At 65.2% G+C, this 23,241-nt stretch carries 16 protein-coding genes; 13 read left to right on the plus strand and 3 right to left on the minus strand.

Annotation, left to right across the window (positions count from 1 at the left end; genetic code table 11):
- Nucleotides 1-42: 42 nt before the first annotated feature.
- On the minus strand, nt 43-948 hold the full coding sequence (locus FM113_RS06815; RefSeq protein WP_217895968.1) for an alpha/beta hydrolase: 906 nt from the start codon (nt 946-948) through the stop codon (nt 43-45).
- A gap of 333 nt (nt 949-1,281) precedes the next feature.
- Between FM113_RS06815 and FM113_RS06820 the strand changes: the two genes are divergently transcribed.
- The 4 genes from FM113_RS06820 (at nt 1,282) to FM113_RS06835 (ending at nt 6,872) form a co-directional block, all read left to right on the plus strand.
- Nucleotides 1,282-2,430, plus strand: a complete 1,149-nt coding sequence (locus FM113_RS06820) for a substrate-binding domain-containing protein (protein ID WP_087012859.1) — start codon at nt 1,282-1,284, stop codon at nt 2,428-2,430.
- Between the two features lie 111 nt (nt 2,431-2,541).
- Nucleotides 2,542-3,264 (plus strand): SDR family NAD(P)-dependent oxidoreductase, encoded by a 723-nt coding sequence (locus FM113_RS06825; protein WP_087012861.1) that lies wholly within the window; start codon nt 2,542-2,544, stop codon nt 3,262-3,264.
- A 48-nt stretch (nt 3,265-3,312) separates the two neighbouring features.
- Nucleotides 3,313-5,847: an ATP-binding cassette domain-containing protein gene (locus FM113_RS06830; protein WP_087012863.1), complete on the plus strand. Its 2,535-nt coding sequence runs from the start codon at nt 3,313-3,315 to the stop codon at nt 5,845-5,847.
- A gap of 2 nt (nt 5,848-5,849) precedes the next feature.
- The gene (locus FM113_RS06835; protein WP_087012865.1) at nt 5,850-6,872 is read left to right on the plus strand and encodes an ABC transporter permease; all 1,023 of its coding nucleotides are present in this window, start codon (nt 5,850-5,852) and stop codon (nt 6,870-6,872) included.
- A gap of 46 nt (nt 6,873-6,918) precedes the next feature.
- On the opposite strand, the gene FM113_RS06840 is transcribed toward FM113_RS06835, so the two are convergent.
- On the minus strand, nt 6,919-8,670 hold the full coding sequence (locus tag FM113_RS06840) for a sigma-54-dependent Fis family transcriptional regulator (protein ID WP_176387102.1): 1,752 nt from the start codon (nt 8,668-8,670) through the stop codon (nt 6,919-6,921).
- A 178-nt stretch (nt 8,671-8,848) separates the two neighbouring features.
- Here FM113_RS06840 and FM113_RS06845 point away from each other — a divergent pair, with 178 nt between their 5' ends.
- From FM113_RS06845 to FM113_RS06860, 4 genes are all read left to right on the plus strand, one after another.
- On the plus strand, nt 8,849-10,327 hold the full coding sequence (locus FM113_RS06845; protein ID WP_087012869.1) for an NAD-dependent succinate-semialdehyde dehydrogenase: 1,479 nt from the start codon (nt 8,849-8,851) through the stop codon (nt 10,325-10,327).
- Nucleotides 10,324-11,574 carry an iron-containing alcohol dehydrogenase gene (locus FM113_RS06850; protein WP_087012871.1) on the plus strand — a complete coding sequence of 417 codons (1,251 nt, stop codon included), beginning with the start codon at nt 10,324-10,326 and terminating at the stop codon, nt 11,572-11,574. Before FM113_RS06845 ends, FM113_RS06850 begins: the two co-directional genes overlap by 4 nt.
- Nucleotides 11,571-12,521, plus strand: coding sequence for a 3-hydroxyacyl-CoA dehydrogenase (locus FM113_RS06855; RefSeq protein ID WP_217895969.1), 951 nt, complete (start codon nt 11,571-11,573; stop codon nt 12,519-12,521). The genes FM113_RS06850 and FM113_RS06855 overlap by 4 nt, the downstream gene beginning before the upstream one ends.
- A 322-nt stretch (nt 12,522-12,843) precedes the next feature.
- Nucleotides 12,844-13,758: a helix-turn-helix domain-containing protein gene (locus FM113_RS06860; protein ID WP_176387103.1), complete on the plus strand. Its 915-nt coding sequence runs from the start codon at nt 12,844-12,846 to the stop codon at nt 13,756-13,758.
- Between the two features lie 2 nt (nt 13,759-13,760).
- On the opposite strand, the gene FM113_RS06865 is transcribed toward FM113_RS06860, so the two are convergent.
- A complete protein-coding gene (locus FM113_RS06865) occupies nt 13,761-14,414 on the minus strand; it encodes a TetR/AcrR family transcriptional regulator (RefSeq protein ID WP_254908910.1) in 654 nt (217 codons plus the stop codon).
- A gap of 183 nt (nt 14,415-14,597) precedes the next feature.
- Between FM113_RS06865 and FM113_RS06870 the strand changes: the two genes are divergently transcribed.
- The 5 genes from FM113_RS06870 to FM113_RS17885 all read left to right on the plus strand — a co-directional run.
- Nucleotides 14,598-17,444, plus strand: a complete 2,847-nt coding sequence (locus FM113_RS06870) for an MMPL family transporter (RefSeq protein WP_087012879.1) — start codon at nt 14,598-14,600, stop codon at nt 17,442-17,444.
- Nucleotides 17,441-19,702, plus strand: coding sequence for a YhgE/Pip domain-containing protein (locus FM113_RS06875; protein WP_087012881.1), 2,262 nt, complete (start codon nt 17,441-17,443; stop codon nt 19,700-19,702). The genes FM113_RS06870 and FM113_RS06875 overlap by 4 nt, the downstream gene beginning before the upstream one ends.
- A 122-nt stretch (nt 19,703-19,824) precedes the next feature.
- Nucleotides 19,825-20,790, plus strand: coding sequence for a quinone oxidoreductase (locus FM113_RS06880; RefSeq protein WP_087012883.1), 966 nt, complete (start codon nt 19,825-19,827; stop codon nt 20,788-20,790).
- On the plus strand, nt 20,787-21,773 hold the full coding sequence (locus FM113_RS06885; protein WP_087012884.1) for a hypothetical protein: 987 nt from the start codon (nt 20,787-20,789) through the stop codon (nt 21,771-21,773). Before FM113_RS06880 ends, FM113_RS06885 begins: the two co-directional genes overlap by 4 nt.
- A gap of 576 nt (nt 21,774-22,349) precedes the next feature.
- On the plus strand, nt 22,350-23,241 hold an 892-nt coding region (locus FM113_RS17885; protein WP_140393300.1), incomplete at its 3' end, for a DUF222 domain-containing protein.

Below are 23,241 nucleotides of genomic sequence, written 5' to 3' on the forward strand. Positions count from 1 at the left end.
GAGTAACTCTTTTCGATCGAGGGTGTGGAGAGCGATGCCGGGCTACCGGCCAGCGCGATACCAGTCGGCAATGAGCGCGATTTCTTCGTCTGCACGCGGGTGGCGGCCCGCGAGGAACGGGAAGACGTGTTGCATGCCCTTCCCGACGGAGAAGGTGACGTCGACACCCGCGGCACGAGCCCGAGATTCAAGCTGGACGCTGTCGTCGAACAACGATTCGGTATCTGCGGCGGAGATGTAGAGCCGCGGGAACCCACTGAGGTCCGCGTGCAGCGGATTCGCGAGTGGATCAGTGGGTGCTGTGGCCCCTCCGATGTAGCGGTCGATGTTGGCCTGCAGCCCGCCGCGGGTGATGAGGAAATCGGTCGCGTTATTCGTTTCGATGGTGGCACCCGTGTTCTCCATGTTGAGCCACGGGGACATCGTGATGACCTGGGCAGGGAGCGGTTCACCGAGCTGCTGCAACCGGAGGGTCGTTGCAAGTGCGAGGTTGCCACCTGCGCTATCGCCGACGAGGGTAATGTCACCTGCGCGAACCCCGGACTCACGGAGGCTGCGAACGATCGCCACTCCGTCATCGATCGCCGCGGGGAACGGATGTTCGGGGGCGAGCCGGAAATCTGCGACGAATGCAGTGGCCCCGGTGGCAAGGGCAAGATGACCAGCCAGCTTGCGATGGCTGCGCGATGAGCCGAGCGCAAACCCTCCGCCGTGCAACAGCACCAACACTTCCTGCGGATTACTCGCCAGCGGTGTCACGAGAATGCCTGGCACGCCGCCGATCGTGGTCTCACGGTAGGTGACGTCTTCTGGCTCTGCCGTGACACGCTGCCAATCATCGAAGATGATCCTGAGGAGCTCGATCGACATGTCAGGGTATCGATCCATTTCGACGGCCCACTCGGCGTAAACCTCCCCGAGAGCGTCGGTAGGGCGAGGTGAGGGCATCAGAGATCTCCTTTGAACTGGGCCGCACGGGTGGTGCATCACTGTGTTGGAACGGCACCAGCTTCGCGCCTGAATGGGTGGCGTACGCGGCAAGGGTCTCAAAATGAGACTGTGGTGTCTCATAGTGAGTCAGCCTGCGCTCCCGGCTGCGACGGCTGCCTATTCTTTCGATGAGTCCAGCCCAATCCCATTGCCATTTCAGGCGCCGGGCAGCGCTCAACCTCAGCCACAGTGCAAACCGTGCCCGAATCAGCGTTCAGTGGTGAGCGCGGTGGGCGCGGACGCCCACCTCACGGGCCTTTGCGCGATCACACAAGAAGGGTGTACACACGCATGATTCGGAGAAAGGTACTTCAGAGCGCGGCACTACTCGCCGTAGCTGGACTCGCGCTCGCCGGTTGCGCCTCTGGGGACGCGCCTGCCGATGGGAGCGCAGCCAACGGGACGGTGGTGCCCGAGGGGCAGGAGCTCGGCAAGGTTGGGGTCGAAGCCGAAATTAGTGACATCACAGAGTACTGCGGCACCGAGCCCATCAAGGTGGCGCTCGCAGATGGCTTTGGCGGGAACTCGTGGCGCCTTATCACGAGGGCAATATTTGAGGACTGGGCCGCGAACTGCGACAACGTCACCGAGGTGCTCTACACAGACGCTCAGGGTGACACGCAGAAAGCGATTTCTGACATCAACTCACTCGTCGCACAGGGCGTGAACGTCATTGTCAGCTTTGTTGATGGGGGTGAAGCGCTGCTTCCAACGATCAAGCAGGCGACCGCGCAGGGTGTGAGCTTTGTTCCGTTTGTTGGGTCGCCAGGGGGCGAGCCTGGTGTAGATTACGTCGACTTCGTGTCGGAGGACATTGGCACATACGGCGAGGGGCTCGCGCGGTGGACCATGGAGAAGATGGGGGGTAAGGGGAACGTCGTGATGCTCGGTGGCATCGCTGGGAACTCTTACTCACAGGGCGTATACGAGGGTGCCGTGCGTGCTCTCGAGGATTTTCCTGACGTCAAGCTGTTGAACGAGGACGGCCCTGTTTCAACGGATTGGGAGCCGGGGAAGACCCAGCAGGTCGTCGCCGGGCTTATCACCGCGCACGGCGACATTGACGGTATCATCGCCGACTACGGCGGGGGCTCAGTCGGTGGGATCCGAGCGTTCCAAGCCGCTGGCAAGGACATTCCCGTCTGGAGCGCGAACGACTCAAATGAGTTTGCGTGCCTGTGGGGGGAGTACGGATCAGCGGACTCCACGTACCAAATCGCCACGATGTCATCCAGGAACTGGGTCGTGAAAGCCGCGCTCAATAAGGGGCTTGCCGCCCACAACGGGATTGTGAACAACGACCCGTCGACGTTCAGCCTGGAGATCATCGAGGACTCGACGGATCCGAAGATGCAGCCGCGCTGCGAGCCGAGCTTGCCAGCTGATGCGATTCTCTCGTCGGGGCTGAGCGTTGAGCGCCTCGAAGAGCTCTTCAACTAACGACCCAGTAGGACGCGCGGTGTTGCGAGCACCGGTGCTGGGGGACGCGTTGTACCCCAGCACCCCTCGCGCCGCGTCACAGCGTAGTGACTAGTCAAGGAGAACAGGGACATGGGTCGACTCGACGGCAAGGTTGCCATCGTTACCGGAGCAGGGCGGGGGATCGGGCGCGCAATCGCCGAACGGTTCGCCAGCGAGGGCGCAACGGTGTACGCGACCGCTCGCGCAGAGAACGAGACGTTTGATGCGTCCGGAATTCACTATCGTCGGCATGACGCGGCTGATGAGTTCGGCTGGCAACGGCTCGTCGCGGAAGTCATTGAGGCGTCCGGGAACATCGATGTTCTCGTCAACAACGCCGGGATGATTGAGTATGAGCCAGTTGGCACGCTATCGCTCGATGCCTGGAACCGAGTTATCGCGGTGAACCAGACGGGCCCATTCCTCGGGATGCGCGAGGTGATCCCGCACATGTCTGAGCGCGGAACCGGGTCAATCATCAACGTGTCTTCAATCTGGGGCAATGCCGCGGTTAGCGGTGCACACGCGTATCACGCCTCAAAGGGCGCCGTTCGGAATATGTCAAAAAACGCGGCAATTACGTATGCGAGGTCTGGCATCCGAGTGAACTCCCTGCACCCAGGATTCATTTGGACACCACTCACCCAGAATCAGGCCGCCGATGTCAACGAGTTCGTGATTGGTCAGACACCCATGGGGCGTCCTGGCACGCCAGAGGAGATCGCGTCCGGCGCGTTGTTCCTCGCCTGCGACGAGTCGAGCTTCATGACGGGCGGAGAGCTCGTGATCGACGGTGGTTACCTTGCCCAGTAGCAAGCCAGTACCTCTCGGGTCGCCAGCCCAGGCAGGAGAACACACATCATGATTGAAGCTACAAGGCCGAGCTACGCGCCTGCACACACCACGGCTTCCGACGCGGTACCGAGCACGCTGCTCGAAATGCGGGGGATCGAGCGTCGCTTCCCCGGTGTGCACGCGCTCAAGAACGTGACGCTCAGCGTAACCGCAGGCGAAGTGCATGCCCTCGTCGGCGAGAACGGGGCGGGGAAGTCGACGCTCATGGCCGTGGCCTCTGGGGCACTCGCGCCGAACGAGGGGATCGTCCTGATCGGAGGCGTGCAGCTCGAGGAAGCCTCTCCGGAGACTGCGCGTGAGCTCGGCTTGGGAATCGTGCGCCAGGACCCCGCGCTTCTCCCCGACCTTACGGTCGCGGAGAACATGGCGGTGGGCGTTGGCTACGAGCGCGTCGGCGGCATACGGCGCGCCCCAGAGTGGGCCAGAACGCAGCTCGAGCCATGGGGCGTGCCCATTGACCCGACAGCCCGCGTTGCTGACATTCCCGTCGAGCAGCGATTCATTGTTGAAATCGCCAAAGCGCTTGCGCTCGCTCCGAAGGTACTTATCCTTGATGAGCCAACTGAACATCTGAACGCTGATCTTGTTGAGCGGTTGTTCGGCCGGGTGCGTGAGCTCGCAGCCTCGGGTACGGCCGTTGTGTACATTTCCCACAGGATCCCCGAGGTAAAGCGCATTTCGGATCGCCTGACGGTGCTCAGAGATGGGGCGATCCGTGGCACCTTCCCGGCCGATTCGGTGAGCGAAGACGAAATCGTTGAGCTCGTTATCGGTCGCGCCCTTGAGGCCGTGTTTCCGCCGAAGGGAAGTGTCGTCGGAAGTATCGGGAACTCCGAGCGCCTGACTGTCGAGGGGCTGGAGTCCGCTTCCTTCACCGATATCAATCTCACGGTGAAATCTGGCGAGATCGTCGGGATCGCTGGAGTGCAGGGTAACGGACAGGCCGAACTCATCCGCGCGCTCGCGGGACTCAGTGCTTCCGCGGGAACGGTATCCGTCGCGGGCACACCGGTTCGACGGGGGAGCAACGTGCACGCATCGCGTGCTGGCATCGCGTATGTCCCTGCTGACCGTCACGGCGAGGGAGTGTTCTTGCCGCTCTCGGTCGGCACGAACATCGTTGCGCAGACTCTTGGGACAGTTTCGAGTGCCGGGGTAGTGAGCGAATCGCGGAGCGCAAAAGTGGCTAGGGAACAGATCGCGAAGCTGGGGATCAAGACCCCCTCGACGCGAACGCCAGTGAAGTCGCTGTCGGGCGGGAACCAACAAAAGGTAGTGCTCGCGCGCGCTCTGCTCGCCGGGCCACGGGTGATCCTTGCCGAGGAGCCAACTCAGGGCGTCGACGCTGGTGCTCGTGTCGAGATCTACCAGATTCTGCGCGATGCCGCCGACCAGGGGGCAGCTGTGGTTATTCTCTCCTCCGACGGAGTGGAGCTAGAGGGACTCTGTGATCGTGTCCTGATCATGTCTCGGGGTCAGATCGTAAAGGAACTCGCAGCAACTGATGTGAGCGAAGAGGGCATCGCGCGCGCCGCTTTGACGGCTACGACCTCGCGCATTGAGGTAATCGGGAACGGGCGCAAGGGACGGCGTCCACGGCTCACGAAGTGGCTGCGTGGCGATCAATCGCCTGCAGCGGTGCTTGCGCTGGTGATTGCGGTGCTTGCGATCGCCGTGGGCGCGTCAAATCCCGCCTACTTTTCCGCGTTCAATATCGCGAACCTGCTCTTTCTGGTCGCGCCGCTCATCCTGGTCGGGTCGGCGCAGCTCGTCACCGTGCTCGGGGGCGGATTCGACCTTTCCGTTGGGCCGCTCATGGGGTTTCTCGTCGTCACCGGCTCTTTCTGGATCATTGACGGCGGAAACATCTGGTTCGGGCTGGGGCTCGTTCTCATTGGTGCGCTTGGCGTTGGGTTCCTGAATGGCTTCCTCACATCGCGGTTCACACTCAGTCCCATTGTGGTAACTCTGGCAACGTATATGGGTCTGCAGGGGGCCTTCCTCGCACTTCGCCCAACACCGGGCGGGCTAATTTCTTCTGCGCTCACCGACATCGTCACCTTCAAGATCGGGATGGTCCCGGTGGTCTTCATTGTTGCGGTCGCGGTTGCGGGGTTCCTCGAGTGGAGTTTGCGCTGTACCAGGTGGGGAATTGAGCTTCGGGGCTACGGTTCGCGCGCAGACGCGGCCGAGCGGCTCGGCATTCCCGTGCGGCGAGTGCAGCTGTTCTCTTATGTGCTCTCCTCGCTGCTTGTACTGCCGGCTGCGCTCATCATGATGGCTCAGGTTGGAATCGGTGACGGCGGGCCAAGCCTCGCGTACACGCTGTCGTCCGTCACTGTCCTGGTGCTCGCTGGTGCAAGCATTTTCGGCGGCCGCGGATCGTTTATCGGGATCGTGGTTGCCGCGGTGCTCGTGCAGCAGGTGATCAATGCGATGCCGTTCTTCGGGCTGACGCAGGCCTGGTCATACCTGCTGCCGGGCCTGATCACTGTCGGTGCCGCAATCTTTTATGCGCAGCTGCGCAGGACGAGGAGTTGACCATGCACACGAAGACAGGTTCGGACCGTGGCCAGCTGATGACCAGGGCGCTCTCAGGTCGATACTCAGCGATCTGGATCGCAACGTTGGCGCTGTTCGCGGTGAGTCCGCTCATCGCGCCAGGCAGCCTTGGCCTAGCGCCCCTCTTGAGTATGCTGCCATTTGCGGCGGTGCTGGCCATCGCCGCGGCTGGTCAGACACTCGTGGTGCAGCAGCGCGGACTAGACCTTTCCGTGCCTGGCATGATCGCGCTCGGAGCTGTCCTCGTGACGAAGCTCCCGCAGTCCTATGGGTGGGATGTGCTGCCAGCGGTGCTCATGGGTATTGCTGTGCCTCTGGTGTTCGGGCTGATCAGCGGTGCCGTCGTCGTGTTCTTCCGGGTGATGCCGCTGGTTGTGACGCTCGGGATGAACAGCGTGTTGCTCGGCGTTGTATTTGCGATCTCGAAGGGAACGCCCGCGAGCGCGCCAGCGGTACTGAACCGGATGTCGCTCGACCGCACGTTGGGAATCCCGAACACGCTCCTGATCGCGCTCGTCGTGCTGGCGATTGCCGGATTCATCGGTGGCCAAACGGTGATCGGACGGAGGCTCACGGCCGTCGGAGTCAGTGAAGCTGCTGCCCGCGTGGTCGGGGCACCCGTTGGGTCTTACCAGGTGCTCGGGTACGGTGTCGCGGCCGGGCTCTATGGCATCGCGGGTATTCTGCTCGCGGCGTATACGAAGACTCCAGCGCTCTTCCTTGGCGACTCGTACCTGCTGCCGACCGTTGCCGCGGTCGTGCTTGGCGGCACCGCGTTGACGGGTGGGCTGGCGAGCGTCGTGAGCTCCGGGGTTGCTGCACTGTTCCTTACCCAGCTGGGTCAGCTATTCCGGGCCCTTGGCTGGCCAGACTCCTGGCAGCTCATCGCACAGGCCGCGGTGCTGCTGATCGTGGTGCTCGTGCGAGCGCTCGCCCCAGCCGTAAGCACCGCGCTTCGCGAGCGCAAGGGGAGGCAGGCCGATGTGGTGTCCTCTCCCGCGTAGCCGCCGCCGTACAACAATTCTCCAGCCCCGCCGCCCTGACAGTGGCCTAAGAAGACAGCCGGTAGCTCTTCATTTTCCGGTAGACGGTGGCACGGGATATCCCAAGGATCTCCGCGGCGCGCACGCGGTTCCCGCCAGCTTGGTGCAGCGCTCGTTTGATCGCTTCAGCTTCAGCTTGCTCGATCAAGCCCGCAGATCGTGGCGTGCGGAAACAGACGGGGAGCTCCTCCGGCTCAACGATGCCGAATCGTTTGCGAGCTACGACGTCGGCGACGACAGTCTGGAGTTCGCGGAGGTTCCCTGGCCAGGAGTGCCTGCGCATTACGGTGAGCGCGTCCGAGGAAGGGCGGACGTGGGAGCCGGGGAGTTCAGCGTCGGCAAACCGTTCCCAGAGCGCCGCGATGTCATTCTCGCGGGTGCGGAGCGGGGGCACCGGAATCAGGTGGGCACCAAAGTTGAGGGCGAGAGCCTCTGCGGCGCCCGGGGACTGCACCGTCGCAGTCAGCGCGATTCGACTCGCCTGTGCGTGCGAAGAGATCAGCGAGCGCACCGTTTCGAGCGTGGTGTTCTCGAGTGCGTCAATATTTCTGAGGATGACGCGCTGGTGGGTGCTGAGGTGGTGTTCGAGGCGTTCGAACCAACGGTGCATTCCCAGTACGGGGAGCGCTGCGGCCTCGAAAATGGCGACATTGGGCAGTGGTCGAACCGGGTCGTATGCAACGCCAAGAGCGAGCGACGTCTTCCCGCTGGCAGCCTCGCCGGAAATCAGCAGTGGACGCGAGCTTGTGCGCGTGCGCGATACGAGCTGCAGCGTCTCGCGCCATCCAGGGGATTTCCCGATAAGGGGCAGGGCCGGTGGGGTAGGTGTGTGCCTCGCAAACGCGCGAGGCGGGGTATCCGGAGTCACCCGAACCAGGACGGTCCCGGCACCGGGGAACTGCTCGACCAGCAGTTTGATCCGGCCAGCCGAGGTGTCGCTGTGAGAGTGGCCGCGTGCGTCAGCTGTTGCGGCGGCCTGCTGGATCGCGAGCAGGTCTTCCGGACTGAATCGTGCCGCGGAAGCGTTTTGCACGAGCAGTCCAGCGGAGTCGAATCCGAGGAGCGGCGATTCGCCCTGACGCGACATCCGGAGAAACTTATCAAGCAACAGCCTGGTTCCTGGTTGTTCGAATGTGAGCATATGATGCTCGAGGTTCATGGTCAGCGTTTGGATCAGCGCCTGGAGCAGCTGGGTTTGCTGCTCGGTGTCGCAGGACAGCGTCACCGCTCCAAGCAACTCCTGGGTGACGGGATGAAAAATCGGCGCACCAGTGCAGATCGCAGCCCGGTAGAGCTCAGAGAAATGCTCATTCGTGACAATCTGAGTGGGGCGGCGAGTCGCGAGGACTGTGCCGACACCGTTCGTCCCCACCACGCTCTCCGAAAGCACGGAGCCTCGAACAGTACCGACTCTGTCCAGGTGCTTCATGCCGGTGGAGCCGCCGGCCCAGCGCTCGAGGATGCGACCGTGCGCATCAGCGAGGAGCAAACCAACCCCGGTGCCGTCGAGCGAGCGCGCGAAGCTCGTCATTGGGGTGTGCAGCACATCGAGCAGCGTGTCGTCCAGTTCTTCCTCCGCCACGACGGGGACGCTCGTGATCCGGTCGGGCATGCCGAGAGCGGATTTAGACCGCACCCAGCTGTCAACAATGTACTGTCTGGCGGCAACGGCAGCCGATCGCGCCGGCTGTGCGGTGTCGAAGAGTACTGCCTCCTTTGCAAAGTCAATCTGCGCGGGTCGAGTTCGAGGTGACGTCATTGTTCCTCCAGGCGGGCATGGGTCAGACACAGCCGAGCGCTCAGCGTGACGATCAGCATAGCTCTGGTCAAGGAGCCAGCACATCCTACGCATCTCAGACTATCGTAATACGAGATGCTTATATTACGATTAGCTTTCATTGGGCACGACTCACGTCCCGAATCCACAAGGAGAACCCATGACCACGCGTAGCGCAGCTCCCCGAGGAAGCGCCATCCCGCTCGACCTGTTGATAGCAGGGGAATGGGTGACCACACCAGACAGTTTTCCCGTGGTGAATCCCGCGTCGGGTGCCACTATCGCGGCTCCGACGAGTGGGGGAGTCGAGCATGCGCTGCGCGCCCTCTCCGCCGCGCATGCGGCGCAAGAGAGCTGGGCGAACTGGCCGCCCCGGGCCCGGGCGGATCTCATGCATCGGGCCCACCGGCTCCTGCTGGACCGGGAGGAGTTGATCGTCGAGACGATGACTTTGGAGAGTGGGAAGCCGCTCAGCGAGTCGCGAGGCGAGTTTGCCCTCTCCGCGGCGTTCTTCCTGTGGTTTGCCGAGCAGGTTGCGCACTTGAGAGGCAGTTATGCCGAGGGATCAAATGGTGGCTACCGCGTGATCGTTGGGCATCGCCCAGTTGGGCCGAGCTATCTCGTGACCCCGTGGAATTTTCCGCTGCTCATGAGCGCACGGAAGGCCGGGGCGGCGCTCGGTGCCGGATGCACCGTGGTGATGAAGACCGCGCGGGACACCCCCCTCACGCAGGCACTCTTTGCCCAGGTCTTACACGACGCTGGTTTCCCTGCTGGTGTCGTGAACCTTATCCACACACGGGAGACCAGCGAGGTCTCCGGTGCAATTATGGCCGATGCACGGCTGCGCAAAGTGAGTTTTACTGGGTCGACAGAGGTGGGGGCGCTGCTGCTCTCTCAGGCAGCGCCTGGCGTCGTAAACTCGGCCATGGAGCTCGGTGGCGATGGACCTTTTATTGTTCTCGAAGACGCCGACGTCGACCTTGCGGTGCGCGAAGCAATCCTGTGCAAGTTTCGTAACGCCGGTCAGGCCTGCGTTGCGGCGAACCGCATCATTCTGCACCGTGAGATCGCCGAAGAGTTCACGCAGAAGTTTGTCGCAGCGGCGGCGGCGCTCAATGTCGGGGACGGGTTCGACCCAGGGTCAGAGGTGGGCCCTCTCATCTCGGCGCGACAGCGCAACAGGGTTGTGGCGTTACTCGAGCGTTTCACGCAGGTCGGCGGCCGCGTGCTGCTGGGTGGCGCGCCCGTTGCTGGCGACGGCTTCTTCTTTGAGCCGACCATCGTTGAGTTCCACGAAGAGCGGCACAAGTTCAGTAACGAGGAACTGTTCGCGCCGGTCGCCGCGCTATATACCGTTGACTCCGCTGCTGCAGCGCTGCGCCTGGCGAACGACACCCCGTACGGGCTCGCAGCGTATCTCTTTACCAGCAACATCTCACGAGCGATCACACTCGGCGAGCGCTTGGAGTTCGGGATGGTTGGCCTCAATCGCGGAATCATGGCCGATCCAGCCGCGCCGTTCGGTGGTACGAAAACCTCGGGCCTGGGGCGGGAAGCGGGGCAGGGCGGGATTTACGAGTTCCTTGAACCGCACTACATGGCACTGAATATCGACACCGAAGGAGCTCTCGCATGACCACTGAAAACACGAATCAGCTTGGCCTCGGCCTGCTGCGCCAACCGCACTCCGTCATATTTGGGCCGGGCCAGCGTGCGCAGCTGCCGTATCTCGTCGCTCAGCACGGTCGGCGTGCGTTGATCGTCACTGATGCCAGGATGGCGAAAACTCCAGAATTCTCAGAAGTGGTCGTTGCCTTTGAAAATGTTGGGCTCGAGGTCCGTGTGTATGCCGAGGTCTCTCCTGAGCTGCCTCGGGAGAATATTCAGCAGGCCGCCGCCGCGTACAGCGACGCGGGAATTGACGTGGTCGTCGGAATTGGCGGGGGAAGCTGCCTCGACATGGCGAAGGTCACCGCATTGGTTCTTGCCCAGGGCGGGGACATCAGAGACTACTACGGGGAGAACCTCGTACAGGGGCCGGTCCTTCCGATTATCACGGTCCCAACTACGGCCGGAACCGGTGCTGAGGTTTCGTGTATCGGGGTGGTGTTCGACGCTGAGCGGGGAGTCAAGGTTGGTGTTGCGAGTAGCCGCTTAGAACCCGTGGCAACGGTGATCGACCCGGAGTTCACGCTTTCCGCTCCGCCGGGGCTCACCGCGGCGACTGCGGCAGACGCGCTTTCGCATCTGGTGGAGACCTTTACGGATCTTGCGAAGAACCCCTCGCCTGAGGAAATGCAGCAGCATCTCTACGTTGGAAAAAACGTCTTGACTGACATCTACTGTCGGCATGGCCTGCAATTGCTGAACCAGTCAGTAGAGCGCATCGCCGCTGACCCGCTCGATCGGGACGCACGTGCAGACACGATGCTTGCAGCATTCTGCGGGGGGATGGCACTGAACACTGCGGGAACCGCCGCGGTGCACGCCCTACAGAGTCCGATCGGGGGGCTTACGAACACTCCACATGGGTTGGGGGTTGGAGCCCTCTTGCCATATGTGATGCGCTATAACTTGCCCGCGCGTGTTTCGGTGTTCGCGGAACTCGGGCGCCTGCTTGGTGTTGCTGACTCAACAGCCGCGGAGCTCGAGCAGGCTATCGCTGGCATTGAGCGGATCGACGCGTTGCTCGCGGCGTTGCGAGTGCCCGCGGACCTCAGCGAACTTGGGGTGACTGAACAGGACCTCGCGGTGATTGCGGAGCAGGCAATGCTCTCCACGCGACTCCTTGCAAACAATCCACGCGAGATGACCGAGCGCGACGCGCTCGGTCTGCTTCGCCGCGCCCTCACCGGAGACCGATCATTCCCGGAGCTGAGTTGAAGGGCGCGCGGGTCGCCGTACTCGGTGCCGGGTCGATCGGGGTCGCCTTTGCAGTAGTGTTCAGTGCTGGCGGTGCTGCCGTGCGGCTCTGGGACCCGTTTCCCGAAGCGCGTGAACGCGCCGCAGGAGAGCTCCGGGCACGATACGAGGCACTTGCAAGCGAGGGGTTACTCGACGTCTCCGTTGACGAGGCTCTCGCTCGCGTCGACATCGTGGCAGACGTCGTCATTGCGGTGTCGGGTGCCGAGCTCGTCCAGGAGTGTGTCCCTGAGCAGCTGGAAGTGAAGCGTGCCCTCTTCGCGTCAATCTCAACCGCCGTGAGCGACACAACGGTGCTTGCAAGCTCCAGCTCCGCGATCCTGCCGTCTCTGATCGCAGAGGGCCTCGACCGCGCGGAGCAGGTCATCGTGGGGCATCCGGGGAATCCCCCCTATCTCATCCCGGTTATCGAGGTGGTGCCGGCCTCCGGCACGCGAGCGGAAATTGTAGCCAGTGCTGAAGCCCTGTACCGCGGGGCGTCACTCTTTCCGGTGCGTGTGCAGCGGGAAGCTGAGGGCTTCATCTTCAACCGGCTGCAGGGTGCCGTCCTCAGGGAGGCATACTGTTTGGTGAGGGACGGAGTGGCGAACGTCGCAGACATCGACACCGTGATGAGTCAGGGCCTCGGCCGACGGTGGGCGTTTATCGGCCCGTTCGAGACAGCCGACCTGAACACACGTGGCGGAATCGCCTCGCACGTCAGCAAAATGGGCCAGGCGTACGCCCGTATGGGGGCAGAGCGTGGCCAAGACGACCCGTGGACGTCTGAGCTCGTCGAGCACGTGGTCGCTCAGCGTCGTGAACTCCTCCCGGAACATGAGTGGTCTGACCGAGTGGGATGGCGAGACCGGCAACTCATGCGATTCAGACGCGTCTTCGACCGGACCGAAGCGACGCCGGGCGAGTAGCGGGCAGAGAGGGCGCCGTGGCGGACGTGGGCGTGTGTTGTGGGCTGGAAGTGCGGAGCGCTAGAACGTCGCGCTTCCCACCAGAAGGCTGGCTTGGGCGATGAATGCTCAGCTACAGCCAGGCGCGGACCATCTCATTTATGAGTTCCTTCGCCGCTCAGGCCTCAGGGATGAACCCGTTATCGGGTTTACCTCGCACGGGACCGTTATGCAAAACAGCGCCGCGCGTCGCTTCAGCTCGGACGATCTGCTCACGATTCAGCTCGCCTCACGGCACGTTGACAGTAGGGGCAGAGCACGGGCCGAGACGAGTCTTGGCGTCGTGGAACTGCGCGTAGAGCAGCACCTGGGGCAGGAGAACCGGTTGATTCGGATCGGTCTCCCCGTTGATGCGGGCGGCGGTACTCCCGCAAGCTCACCGGGGCAGCCCATCCCGCTCGCTGGGAGCTCGCCGTCCTGGCGGACACTAGTCGACACGGTTCGGCGCGCCCAAGCGGGGATCCGCCCACTGCTGCTGGTTGGGGAAGCCGGGGTGGGGAAGGCTTCGCTCGCAGCCGGCGAGGCACTGAACGAATCACGCGTGGGGACGGCGTTGGGGGTGATCGATGCGCAAGCGTTGGTCACGTTGGGCCCCGCGCGTTGGTTTGAGCAGGCAGGTGCCCTCGTGAGATCAGGAAAGCGCGTGATCGTGACTCGAATTGATGCACTTGAATCGCGGCAGCTCGGCGGACTCCGGTCGCTGGTGAGAGCGGCAGATTTTCCACACAGGATCGCGCTCACTATCGCAGCCGGCCAGTCAGAGGCCGCCGCATTCATCGGGTTTATGCTCGATGCGCACGCGGTGAAGGTTCCCGCGCTCCGCACGCGCGGAGCGGACCTGGCTGAGCTCTGGGCGAGTTTCGCTCTTCGGGTCGGGGCAGCACCAGGTGCCACCCTCTCTACTTCTGCACTGACTGCCCTGCGACATCACACCTGGCCAGGGAACCTCCCGGAGCTCCGAGCCGCAGCGATTCATGCGGTCTCGCAGAAGCATCAGGCGTGCGTTCAGCGCGCGGACCTTCCTTCCTACCTGCCCGGCCGGCCCCAGCAGGGTCTGATGGAGCGTGCCGAGCAGGACGCGATCCGCAGGGCGCTGCTGGTTGCGGAGGGAAACCGATCCAGGGCTGCGGAGCTGCTCGGGATCTCCCGGGCTACGCTGTATCGCAAGATTCGTGCGAGCGCGCAAATTGAGGGTTGAGGCTAAATCTCCTCGGTCAAGGCGAAGATAAGCTCAGCGAGGCGGCCGCCCAGCTGCTCGAACGGCGTCGAGGACGTCGAGCCCGAGAGGGCGTTCGTGCGCAGTGCGTGTTCGTAGACGCTGCTGAGCACGGGCATTGTGTGCTCGACTGGTATCACGAAGCGGCGGCCGGCCGCCGCGAGCACGCGCTCCACGTTGCCGGCAATGCTCTGGTAGAACCGGTCCATGAACTCGTGGTGCCCCGGCGCGATCGACGGATCCCGCATCGCGAGGAGCAGAAACTCGGCCTCGAGCACGAACCAGGCGGTGGCGTCGGGCGCGGGGGCGAAAAACTCAACGATGTAGCTTGCGGCTTGATCGGGGGAGACGCAGCCCACGTTTTCCCGCAGCGTGGGTTCGAGTGCGAGCGCCTTTTCGGCGAGGTCCGCAGCACGGCGGTCGAACTCGCGCCGCAACAGTTCGAGGAACAGTTCTTCTTTGCTCTCGAAATTTGAGTAGAACGCTCCGCGCGTAAACCCGGCCCGCGCACTGATGGTTTCGACGGCGGCACCCTGGAGGCCGTCCTCCGCGAACACCTCAACGGCGGCGTCGAGGAGCCGGGTGCGGGTTTCCTGGCGGCGCGAACTCACGGGTGTCTCGGGGGGTGGTGTTGTCACCGAATCACCTGCCTTTCGCGCGGGAGCGGGGTCAGCGCGCGGTCGCTGAGCGTCTCCTGAATACACTACTGTATCGAGTCGGATACACTGGTGTATCGACGCTGTGCATGGGGGCCGGCGATGCGCTCGCGTCGCCATTTCCGCGTGTTCCGCGATCTGTCCGCGACCGGAAGGCCTCACCGCATGTCGACCCTGCTCTACTCGCTCGGCCTGTGGGCCGCGCGCGCACGAAAGCTCGTGTTGATCCTGTGGATCGCCGTACTCGCGCTGCTGGGCGTGGGCGCCGCCCTCTTCTCCCAGGGGGCAAACGCGCCGATCACGATCCCGGGCACCGAATCCCAGGAAGCGATCGACACCCTGGGCCGCACCTTCCCTGAGGTGAGCGGCACGAGCGCCACAATTATCGTCGTGGCCCCGAAGGGTGAGCGAGTCGACGCGGGAGACGTGAAGCAGGACATCGTCGCGGCGGCAGACGAGCTCGCGGACCTCCCAAAGGTCAACGGAATCTCCTACCCCTTTGCGGAGCAGGGCGCGAGTGGCCTCAGCGACGACGGTCGGGCCGCCCTGCTCACCATTCAGATCGACGCGACCCAGAGCGACGCCCCCGTCGAAACGAGCGACGGCATTATCGCCGTTGCAGCGGAACTCGACGAGACGCTGCCCGCCGGCTCAGAGGTCTCCTACGGCGGTGACCTGTTCTCGGTCGCGATCCCGGGCTTCACGATTACTGAGGCAATCGGCGTGGTGATCGCGTTCATCGTGCTGTTGTTCACCCTCGGCTCGCTCGTCGCGGCAGGCATGCCGCTGCTCATCGCGATTCTCGGCGTGGGCGTGACAATCGCGGGACTCTTCGTGACGACAGCCTTCGCGGACATGACGTCGACGACCCCCATGCTGGCGCTGATGCTGGGCCTCGCAGTGGGAATCGACTACACGCTCTTCATCGTGAGCCGTCACCAGGAACAGCTGCGCTCGGGGCTCGGCATGACCGAGTCCATCGCGCGCGCGACCGCGACAAGCGGCTCCGCGGTTGTCTTCGCGGGGTTGACAGTGATCATCGCGCTGCTCGGCCTCGCCGTCGCGGGAATCCCGTTCCTCACCGCGCTCGGTGTTGCCGCCGCCGCCGGTGTGGCCATTGCGGTATTGATCGGCGTCACGCTCACGCCCGCGGTGCTCGCGATGGCGGGCGAAAAGATCCTGCCCAAGAAGCAGCGGGCACTGCGTGCGGCGGGTGCTGGGGCCTTGGGCACCGCGCCAGGCAGCGATCCGGCACCCGCCGCGGCCGCGGCCCCGGTGCCCACCCAGAGCCGCGCGGACAGGTTCTTCGCCCGTTGGGTCCGTATCGCCACGGTGAAGCCGATCATCACGATCCTTGTTGTGCTCGTCGGCCTCGGCGCGGCCGCGATTCCCGCGATGGACCTGCGACTCGCCCTCCCTGGCGCGGAAACCCTCGAGAAAGAGGATCCGGCGCGCGTCACCTACGAGCTCACCGGCGAGCATTTCGGGGAGGGCGCGAATGGTCCCCTGATCCTGACCGGCTCGATCATCACGAGCACGGATCCGCTGGGCCTCATGGAAGATCTCGCGGACGAGGTGCGCGCGATCCCGGGCGTCGCCGACGTACCGCTCGCGACCCCGAACCAGAACGCCGACACCGGCATCATCCAGGTGGTGCCGGAGGACGGTCCGCAGTCGCTCAGCACCGAGAAGCTTGTCTCGGACTTGCGGGCGCACCATGACGAATGGCTCGACCGCTACGGCGTGAGCCTTGCGGTCACCGGCTTTACGGCCGTGGGTATCGACGTGTCGCACCTCCTGGGCGAAGCGCTCCTGCCGTTCGGCATCCTGGTTGTCGGCTTGTCCCTGATCCTGCTCGCCATGGTGTTCCGCTCCGTGTGGGTGCCCATTAAGGCGACGCTTGGCTACCTGCTCTCGGTGGGTGCCGCGTTCGGCGCGGTCGTCGCCGTGTTCCAGTGGGGCTGGTTGGGGGATCTGCTCAACGTGCACTCCGCCGGCCCAGTGCTCAGCTTCATGCCGATCATCTTGATGGGCGTGCTGTTCGGACTCGCGATGGACTACGAGGTATTCCTCGTCGCCCGCATTCGGGAGGAGTATGTGCACGGGGCAGACGCGCAGACCGCGATCCAGCGTGGTTTTGTGGGCAGCGCGAAGGTTGTCACGGCCGCGGCCCTCATCATGTTCGCCGTGTTCGCCGCCTTTGTGCCTGAGGGCGACCCGAGCATCAAGGTGATTGCGCTGGGGCTCGCCGTTGGCGTGTTTGTCGACGCGTTCATCGTGCGTATGACTCTCGTGCCAGCGGTGCTCGCGCTGCTCGGTGATCGCGCGTGGCGGATGCCGCGCTGGCTGAGCCGGATCCTGCCCTCGTTTGATGTCGAGGGTGAGGGACTGGCGCGGGAGATCGCGCACGCCGAATGGCCCGCCGACATGCCCGAGGCTGTGATGGCGTCCGACGCCCTCCAGGTGGCCGGGAGCGTACGCCTGCCGGACCTCCGGGTGGCCGCCGGGGAGACCTTGCTGCTGGATCCGCAGGACCCCGCAAGCCTGGCGCTCGCGACCGCGGTCGCGGGTCGTGCCCCCGTGACGCGTGGCACGCTGAAGGTCGCGGGACTCCTGCTGCCCGAGCGGGCCTCCTCACTGCGCGCTCGCGCCGGCTGGGCCGATCCGGCATCGCTGCGTGACGCACTGCAGGATCGTCCCGCCGTGCTCCTCCTTGACCTCCGCTCCGCCGCCGAGGGTCCGCTGCCGCTCGCCCAGGTCGACGGGATGCGCTCCGCGCTTGCCGCACAGTTCGCACTCGCGGACCGGGGAGCAGCCCCTGAGCTCACCGTGGTCGTGCTGGGATCGCGGGAGATCGCGGATCGGGTGCTCCCCGCGGGCACGCAGTACGTGCGCCCCGGGGTGCCCGTCGCGGCGACACACGCCGGTTCCGATCCGGCACCTGATCCGGCATCCGAACCCGCTATCGGGCGCCCTGGCACCACGCTGATTTCCGAAGGAGGTGCCCGATGAGCGCCGCACTGATCCGCATCTCGAGCCGCAAGCCCGTGCGCTGGACCACGCTGCTTGGCCTGATCCTCGTCCCACTCACCGTCGCGGGCGTGCTGTTGTGGGGGCTGTGGAACCCGACCGAACGGCTGGATTCCGTGACAGCCGCCGTCGTCAACCACGACAAGGCCGTGGAGATCGACGGCCAGTTGGTGCCGCTCGGTCGTGTGCTCGCGGGCGAGCTCATCGGTGAGGCCGGGAAGGCCGCCGACGACGCAGACACCAACTTCACCTGGGTTCTCACCGACGAAGACGACGCCGACGCGGGCTTGAAAGACGGCCGTTACGCCACCGTCGTGACGATTCCGAAGAACTTCTCGGCCGCCGCGACCTCGCTTTCTGGCGACCCCGACAAGGCCACCCAGGCGAACATCGACATTCAGGAGAGCGACCGCGGTCGGCTCATCGACACCGCGCTCTCCGGCATCGTGACGCAGACTGCGACCTCGGTGCTCAACCAGCAGCTCGGCGAGCAGTTTGTTGGCAGCGTGTTCGTCGGCATGACCGAGCTGCACGGTGGCCTCAGCGACGCCGCCGACGGCGCGACGAAACTCGCCGATGGCGGGACCCAGCTTTCCGACGGGGCAACCCAACTTGCGGATGGCACGCAGCAGCTTGCGGATGGCACACAGCAGCTTTCCGCGGGTGCCGGACAGTTGTCGAGTGGCGCGGGGCAGCTGTCGGACGGTGCCGGGCAACTGTCGAGCGGTGCCGCGCAGCTGTCCGCGGGTGCGAGCGCGCTCTCAGGCGGGATCTCCGAGCTCGCGGCGGGAACCGGGGCGCTTGCCGGTGGGGCGAACGAGCTCTCATCCGGTGCCGCCGGGCTCGCCGGCGGGCTGCGGGTGTTCGCGAGCGGTGACGGGGCGGATAATCCGGGAATCGCTGGCTACGCCGCCGGAGCCCAGGAGTATGCCGCGGGTGCCGAGACGCTCGCCGCGGGGGTCGGGGAGTACACCGGGAACGTGAATGCGATCGTCGGTCAGGTCTTGGCTGGTGGTGGGCAGCTGGACGCCACCCTGCTCCAGGTGCAGAACGCGATTTCCGACGGCACCATTCCGATGCCGGACGAGGCAACGAAGAAGCAAGCGCTCGACGCGATCGCGAAGACACGGGGTGAGCTCGCCGGGATCGGCGGAAACCTCACGCTGCTGCAGCAGGCGGGGAGCGAGCTTGCGACAGGCGCCCAGCTGTCCGCTGGGGGCGCTGCGGGCCTCGCGTCCGGGGCGCAGGATCTTGCCGGGGGTGCCGCAGAGCTCGCGGCCGGTGCCGAGGGTCTCGCTGGGGGCGCTGCGGAGCTCGCCGCCGGGGTCGGCGGGGTGTCCGCGGGGACCTCGCAGCTCGCCGCTGGTGCCTCCGAGTTGGCCACCGGTGTGTCCGGGGTCGCAAGCGGTGCGTCAGGCATCGCCCAGGGCGCGTCCGGCCTGGCATCCGGCACGGCGGAGCTCGCCTCGGGCACGGCGGAGCTCGCCGCGAACACCCCGGAACTTGCCGACGGGGCCGCGAAGCTCGCCGACGGCGTGGGCCAGTCCGCTTCCGGGGCGTCCGAGCTCGCCCAGGGGCTCGGAACCGCGGTGAGCGGGATCCCGAACTACACCGAAGCTCAGCGCGACAAGATCGCCGAAACCGCCTTGACTCCGGTGAAGTCCGAGGGCGGCAGCGATGAGCTGTTCAACGCCTCCGGGGTGCCGCTCTTCGCGGGTATCGCCCTGTGGGCGGGCGCACTCGCGGCGTTCCTCGTGCTCGCGCCGCTGTGGCGACGCACGCGCAACGCGGCGCGGGGAATCGGTGCGATCACCTTCCGAAGCGCACTGCCCGCGATCGGTCTCGGTGCCGCGCAGGGCGCGATCGCCGGGATCGCGCTGCCGATCGCGCTCGGCTACGACTTCGCTCAGGCCGCAGGATTCTTCGGGCTGGCATTGCTCGCCGGCATCGCGTTCACGCTGCTCGTGCAGGGCCTGTCTGCGCTCCTCGGCGGAGTCGGACGCTTCATCGCTTTCGTGTTGCTTGTCGTGGCGTTCGCCGTGGGAATCGTGTCGACAGTGCCGGGCCCCCTCGCGGCGCTCGGCGACGCGAGCCCCGTCGGTGCGGCGCTCGCCGGGTTCCAAGCCGTCGCGACCGGTGGCGCCGGAGCGGGGGGAGCCGCCGTGCTGCTGGTGCTGTGGGGGGCGCTCGGTCTGGTGCTCACCGGGCTCGCCGTACGGAAGGTGCGCGCCGCCGCGTAGCCACGACACCCTCGCCCCGTGGGGGCTGCTCTCCCCGAGCGGCCCCCACGGGGCGTTGCCGTTCCCGCACGGCCGCCCGCACCCCACTGGGAACTGGACGTCGCGCCGCGTAGGCTCAGAACATGACTCGCGCAATCATTGCCCAGACCACCGGCGGCCCCGACGTGTTGCAGATCGGCGAGGCCGCAGAACTTGCAGCTGGACCGGGAGAACTGCTCGTCGAAACCGCGGCGGTCGGGGTCAACTTCATCGAGACCTACCAGCGCTCCGGGATCTACGCCGTCCCATTCCCCTTTACCCCGGGAGAGGAGGCCGCGGGTCGGGTGCTCGCCGTCGGCACGGAGGTCGCCGGCTTTACGGTGGGTGATCTCGTGACAACCACCGAGGCTCAGGCAACGTACGCGGAGCGGTTTGTTGTCGAGGCCGCACGTGCAGTGCCCGTGCCCGCGGGGATCGACGCGGAGACCGCGGCCGCAATCCCGCTGCAGGGTCTCACCGCGCACTATCTTGCAACCTCTGCGGCGCACCCGCAGCCCGGAGACACGGTGCTTGTGCACGCGGGCGCGGGCGGCGTGGGGCTCCTCCTCACTCAGCTCCTCACCGCGCGCGGGGTTCGGGTCATCACGACCGCGTCGACGCCCGAGAAACAGGAGCTGAGCCGTGGTGCCGGCGCGGCAGAGGTGCTCCCGTACGCGGGCTTCGCCGATGCGGTGCGGGATCTCACCGACGGCGTCGGGGCAGCAGTTGTATACGACGGGGTCGGCAAGGACACCTTCGACGACTCGCTCCGGGCGCTTCGCGTGCGTGGCGAGCTCGTGCTCTTCGGGGCGGCCAGCGGACCGGTCCCGCCGTTCGACCTGCAGCGACTCAATTCAGGGGGCTCGCTTTCCGTGACCCGACCCTCGCTCGGACACTTCTTGCAGAGCCCCGAGGAGCGGGCCTGGCGGTACGGGGAACTCTTTGCCGCGATCGCCGCGGGCCAGCTGCACCTGCGTATCGGCGCACGCTTCCCGCTTGCCGAGGCCGCTGCCGCTCATCGCGCGCTTGAGGGGCGGGCCACCACGGGCAAGGTGATCCTGCTCCCGTGACCGAGGCGTTCCCGTGGGTGCCGGGTCGCGTCGGAGCATGGCTCGCCGGCCGACTGGGCGACGGGCCAGATGGCCTGCGCGACACCGTGCCGGATGGTTTCGACGTCGTGATCCGGATCCTGCCGCCGTTCAGTCGGGACCGGCCCGAGACCGGGACGTTCGCTGACTGGGAGACACAGGTGGCTTCCGCCGACTGGGATTCGGCCCCGGAGCTGCTGACCGAGTCGGTGAGCTGGGCGGATACTGCTGCTGCGCTGGGTCGCGATCTTGAGGACGTTCCTCGCTCGTGGGATCTGCTGGGTGCCGCATACGGTGAGGCCAACGACGCGCTCGCCGCCGACGGCTGGCGGTACTCGGCCCCGCGCGAGGGCACGCTGCCACCGGAGCTGTTTACGCGGGTGCTCGGCGTGCTTGCGCGGCAGACCTCGACTCCCGACACCGGGGTTGCGGGCGTGTGGGAGGGCTACGGCGGTCTGGTGAGCGCGCAGGGCGTGGGCTGGTTCTTTGGGGTGCCGGATCCGCCACGCTGGATCCCGCGCCCGCTGCTGGGCCTCGGATTGCGGGTCATGAGTCACGTCCTGAGTTTCCGCGAACGCCGGCGTCATTTTGGGTTCCCGTCCGCGGTGCGCGCGCTGTTCTTTCCCTGTGTGAGCCAGCCGCCCGGGTCCGGCGTGCTTTCCCGGCAGGCTGCGCGCGGCGAGCGCCTGTCGCTGCCCTACCGCGAGTACGTGTGCTTTGCGGTAGGACCGCGAGCGCTCGCCGCAGCTGATTGGTCAGCCCGGGCACCGTGGATTCCCGAGGTCGAGCGTGGTGATCCGCAGAGCCCCAACATCGTGTGGCCCGAAGGGCGCGAGTGGGTGCTCGTGAGCGAGATCGACTTCGATTCGACGCTCGTGGCATGCAGCGCGGCGTGTGCGGGGGCCTTGCTCTCTGAGCCTGGAATCGAGGCGCACCGGGTCTGGCGGGACACCGCGCTGTTCTAGCGGCTGCTGCCGTGTGGGGATGCGGGGTGTGGGGGTGCGAGGCTTCCCTGGATTTGACAAAAGGCCCTCGAACATACTTTCGAACTGTTATTAAAATGTGGCCTCCTCAAAACGTAGTATGTCCATCAGGGGTTCTTTCCGCGGCCCCACTTTCTGGCCCGACTTCCGCGTGTTTTCAACGGTTTTCGAGGCCTGATTGTCAGCGGCATGTGTTGGAATAGACGCATGACGCTCACCGGAGACGCACCCTTCCCCGAGACCCCCGATGCGGGTGGTCCCGGGAAAGGTCTGCGCGGTTCCGGTGAGGGTGCGGGCCGTTTTGGTGCAGGTGGTTCTGGTGCTGCGAACGGTGCCGGATCTCGTTCTGGCGGGACTGGTGATTCCGGGTCCGGGTCCGGGTCCGGGTCTGGTTCCGATTCTGGTGCTGGTTCTGGTTCTGGTTCTGGTTCTGGGGGCAGTTCTGGGTCCGGTGCCGGTTCCGGGTCTGGTTCTGATTCCGGGTCTGGTTCTGGTTCTGGTTGTGAGTCTGGTGCCGGGTCGAGTTTCGGTTCCACGCTCCCGCCTCGCCTGGTGCGAGTGGACGCGCTCCTCACGGCCCTTGAGGAGTGGGAAGCGCAGCAGCGTCGCCGAGACGCGGAACGGCTCAGTCTCCTCGCTGATCTTCACGAGACAGCGCTCGGGCCAGAACCCGCAGCTAGCGCTGATGAAGGCACGGGTAGCGCAGCAGTGATCCCGGGAGTTGAGAACTGCAGTGCAGAGCCCGCCGCCGAGAACACCGCATCCGAGACCCCATCTCTCGCCGAAATTGACACGCCAGCAGACTGTGCCACACCCGCAGCACCCGCACCCGCGGGTCCCGCGTCGCCCGCACTCGTGGGTCCCGCATCACCCGCACCCTGCCCTGGCAGCACCCCCACCCCGCGGCCTGCGTTCCGGGGTGGGGAGAGTGAGCTCTCGTTCCGATCCCTCCGCGCTCAAGTCGCGATGGTATGCCAGCACAGCGAACACACCGCAGCCCGGGACCTAGATCTGGCCTATCAAACCCGGCATACGCTCCCCGCAACCCATGACGCCCTGCATGGTGGAAGTCTTGCGTTGCCGCATGTGCGCATCATCGCGGAATACGCCACGATCTTCACCGATGTTTCTGTCCCGGACTCCCCGGATGCTCTCACTGTGGAAGAGCAGCTCGCAGACGCTGCCCTGCGGCGGGGCGCGTATGAGCAAGACGCGGTGCGGATCGGGGCCCGTGAGACGCCGAGCAGGTTTCGTCCGATCGCGCGCAGGCTTGCCGCGATGTACGCGGTGAAAACCCTCGCCCAAAGACATCAAGAAGCCCTCAAGCGTCGGCATGTGCGGGTCGTGGAGCTTGATGATGGGATGGCTGAGCTTCGGGCGGTGTTGCCTGCGGAGGAGGCGTATGAGATTTATGACCGGTTAACGCGCCTCGCGAAAGACTCCCAAACCC

It is taken from the genome of Leucobacter sp. 7(1), from assembly GCF_900163635.1.
Taxonomy (GTDB): domain Bacteria; phylum Actinomycetota; class Actinomycetes; order Actinomycetales; family Microbacteriaceae; genus Leucobacter.

Excerpts from the sequence above, each read along its gene's own strand:
- FM113_RS06825 (WP_087012861.1), top strand. The coding sequence starts at position 2,542 with ATGGGTCGACTCGACGGCAAGGTTGCCATCGTTACCGGAGCAGGGCGG.
- FM113_RS06870 (WP_087012879.1), top strand. The coding sequence starts at position 14,598 with ATGTCGACCCTGCTCTACTCGCTCGGCCTGTGGGCCGCGCGCGCACGA.
- FM113_RS06845 (WP_087012869.1), top strand. The coding sequence starts at position 8,849 with ATGACCACGCGTAGCGCAGCTCCCCGAGGAAGCGCCATCCCGCTCGAC.
- FM113_RS06835 (WP_087012865.1), top strand. The coding sequence starts at position 5,850 with ATGCACACGAAGACAGGTTCGGACCGTGGCCAGCTGATGACCAGGGCG.
- FM113_RS06880 (WP_087012883.1), top strand. The coding sequence starts at position 19,825 with ATGACTCGCGCAATCATTGCCCAGACCACCGGCGGCCCCGACGTGTTG.
- FM113_RS06830 (WP_087012863.1), top strand. The coding sequence starts at position 3,313 with ATGATTGAAGCTACAAGGCCGAGCTACGCGCCTGCACACACCACGGCT.
- FM113_RS06875 (WP_087012881.1), top strand. The coding sequence starts at position 17,441 with ATGAGCGCCGCACTGATCCGCATCTCGAGCCGCAAGCCCGTGCGCTGG.
- FM113_RS06815 (WP_217895968.1), bottom strand. The coding sequence starts at position 948 with ATGCCCTCACCTCGCCCTACCGACGCTCTCGGGGAGGTTTACGCCGAG.
- FM113_RS06850 (WP_087012871.1), top strand. The coding sequence starts at position 10,324 with ATGACCACTGAAAACACGAATCAGCTTGGCCTCGGCCTGCTGCGCCAA.
- FM113_RS06820 (WP_087012859.1), top strand. The coding sequence starts at position 1,282 with ATGATTCGGAGAAAGGTACTTCAGAGCGCGGCACTACTCGCCGTAGCT.
- FM113_RS06840 (WP_176387102.1), bottom strand. The coding sequence starts at position 8,670 with ATGACGTCACCTCGAACTCGACCCGCGCAGATTGACTTTGCAAAGGAG.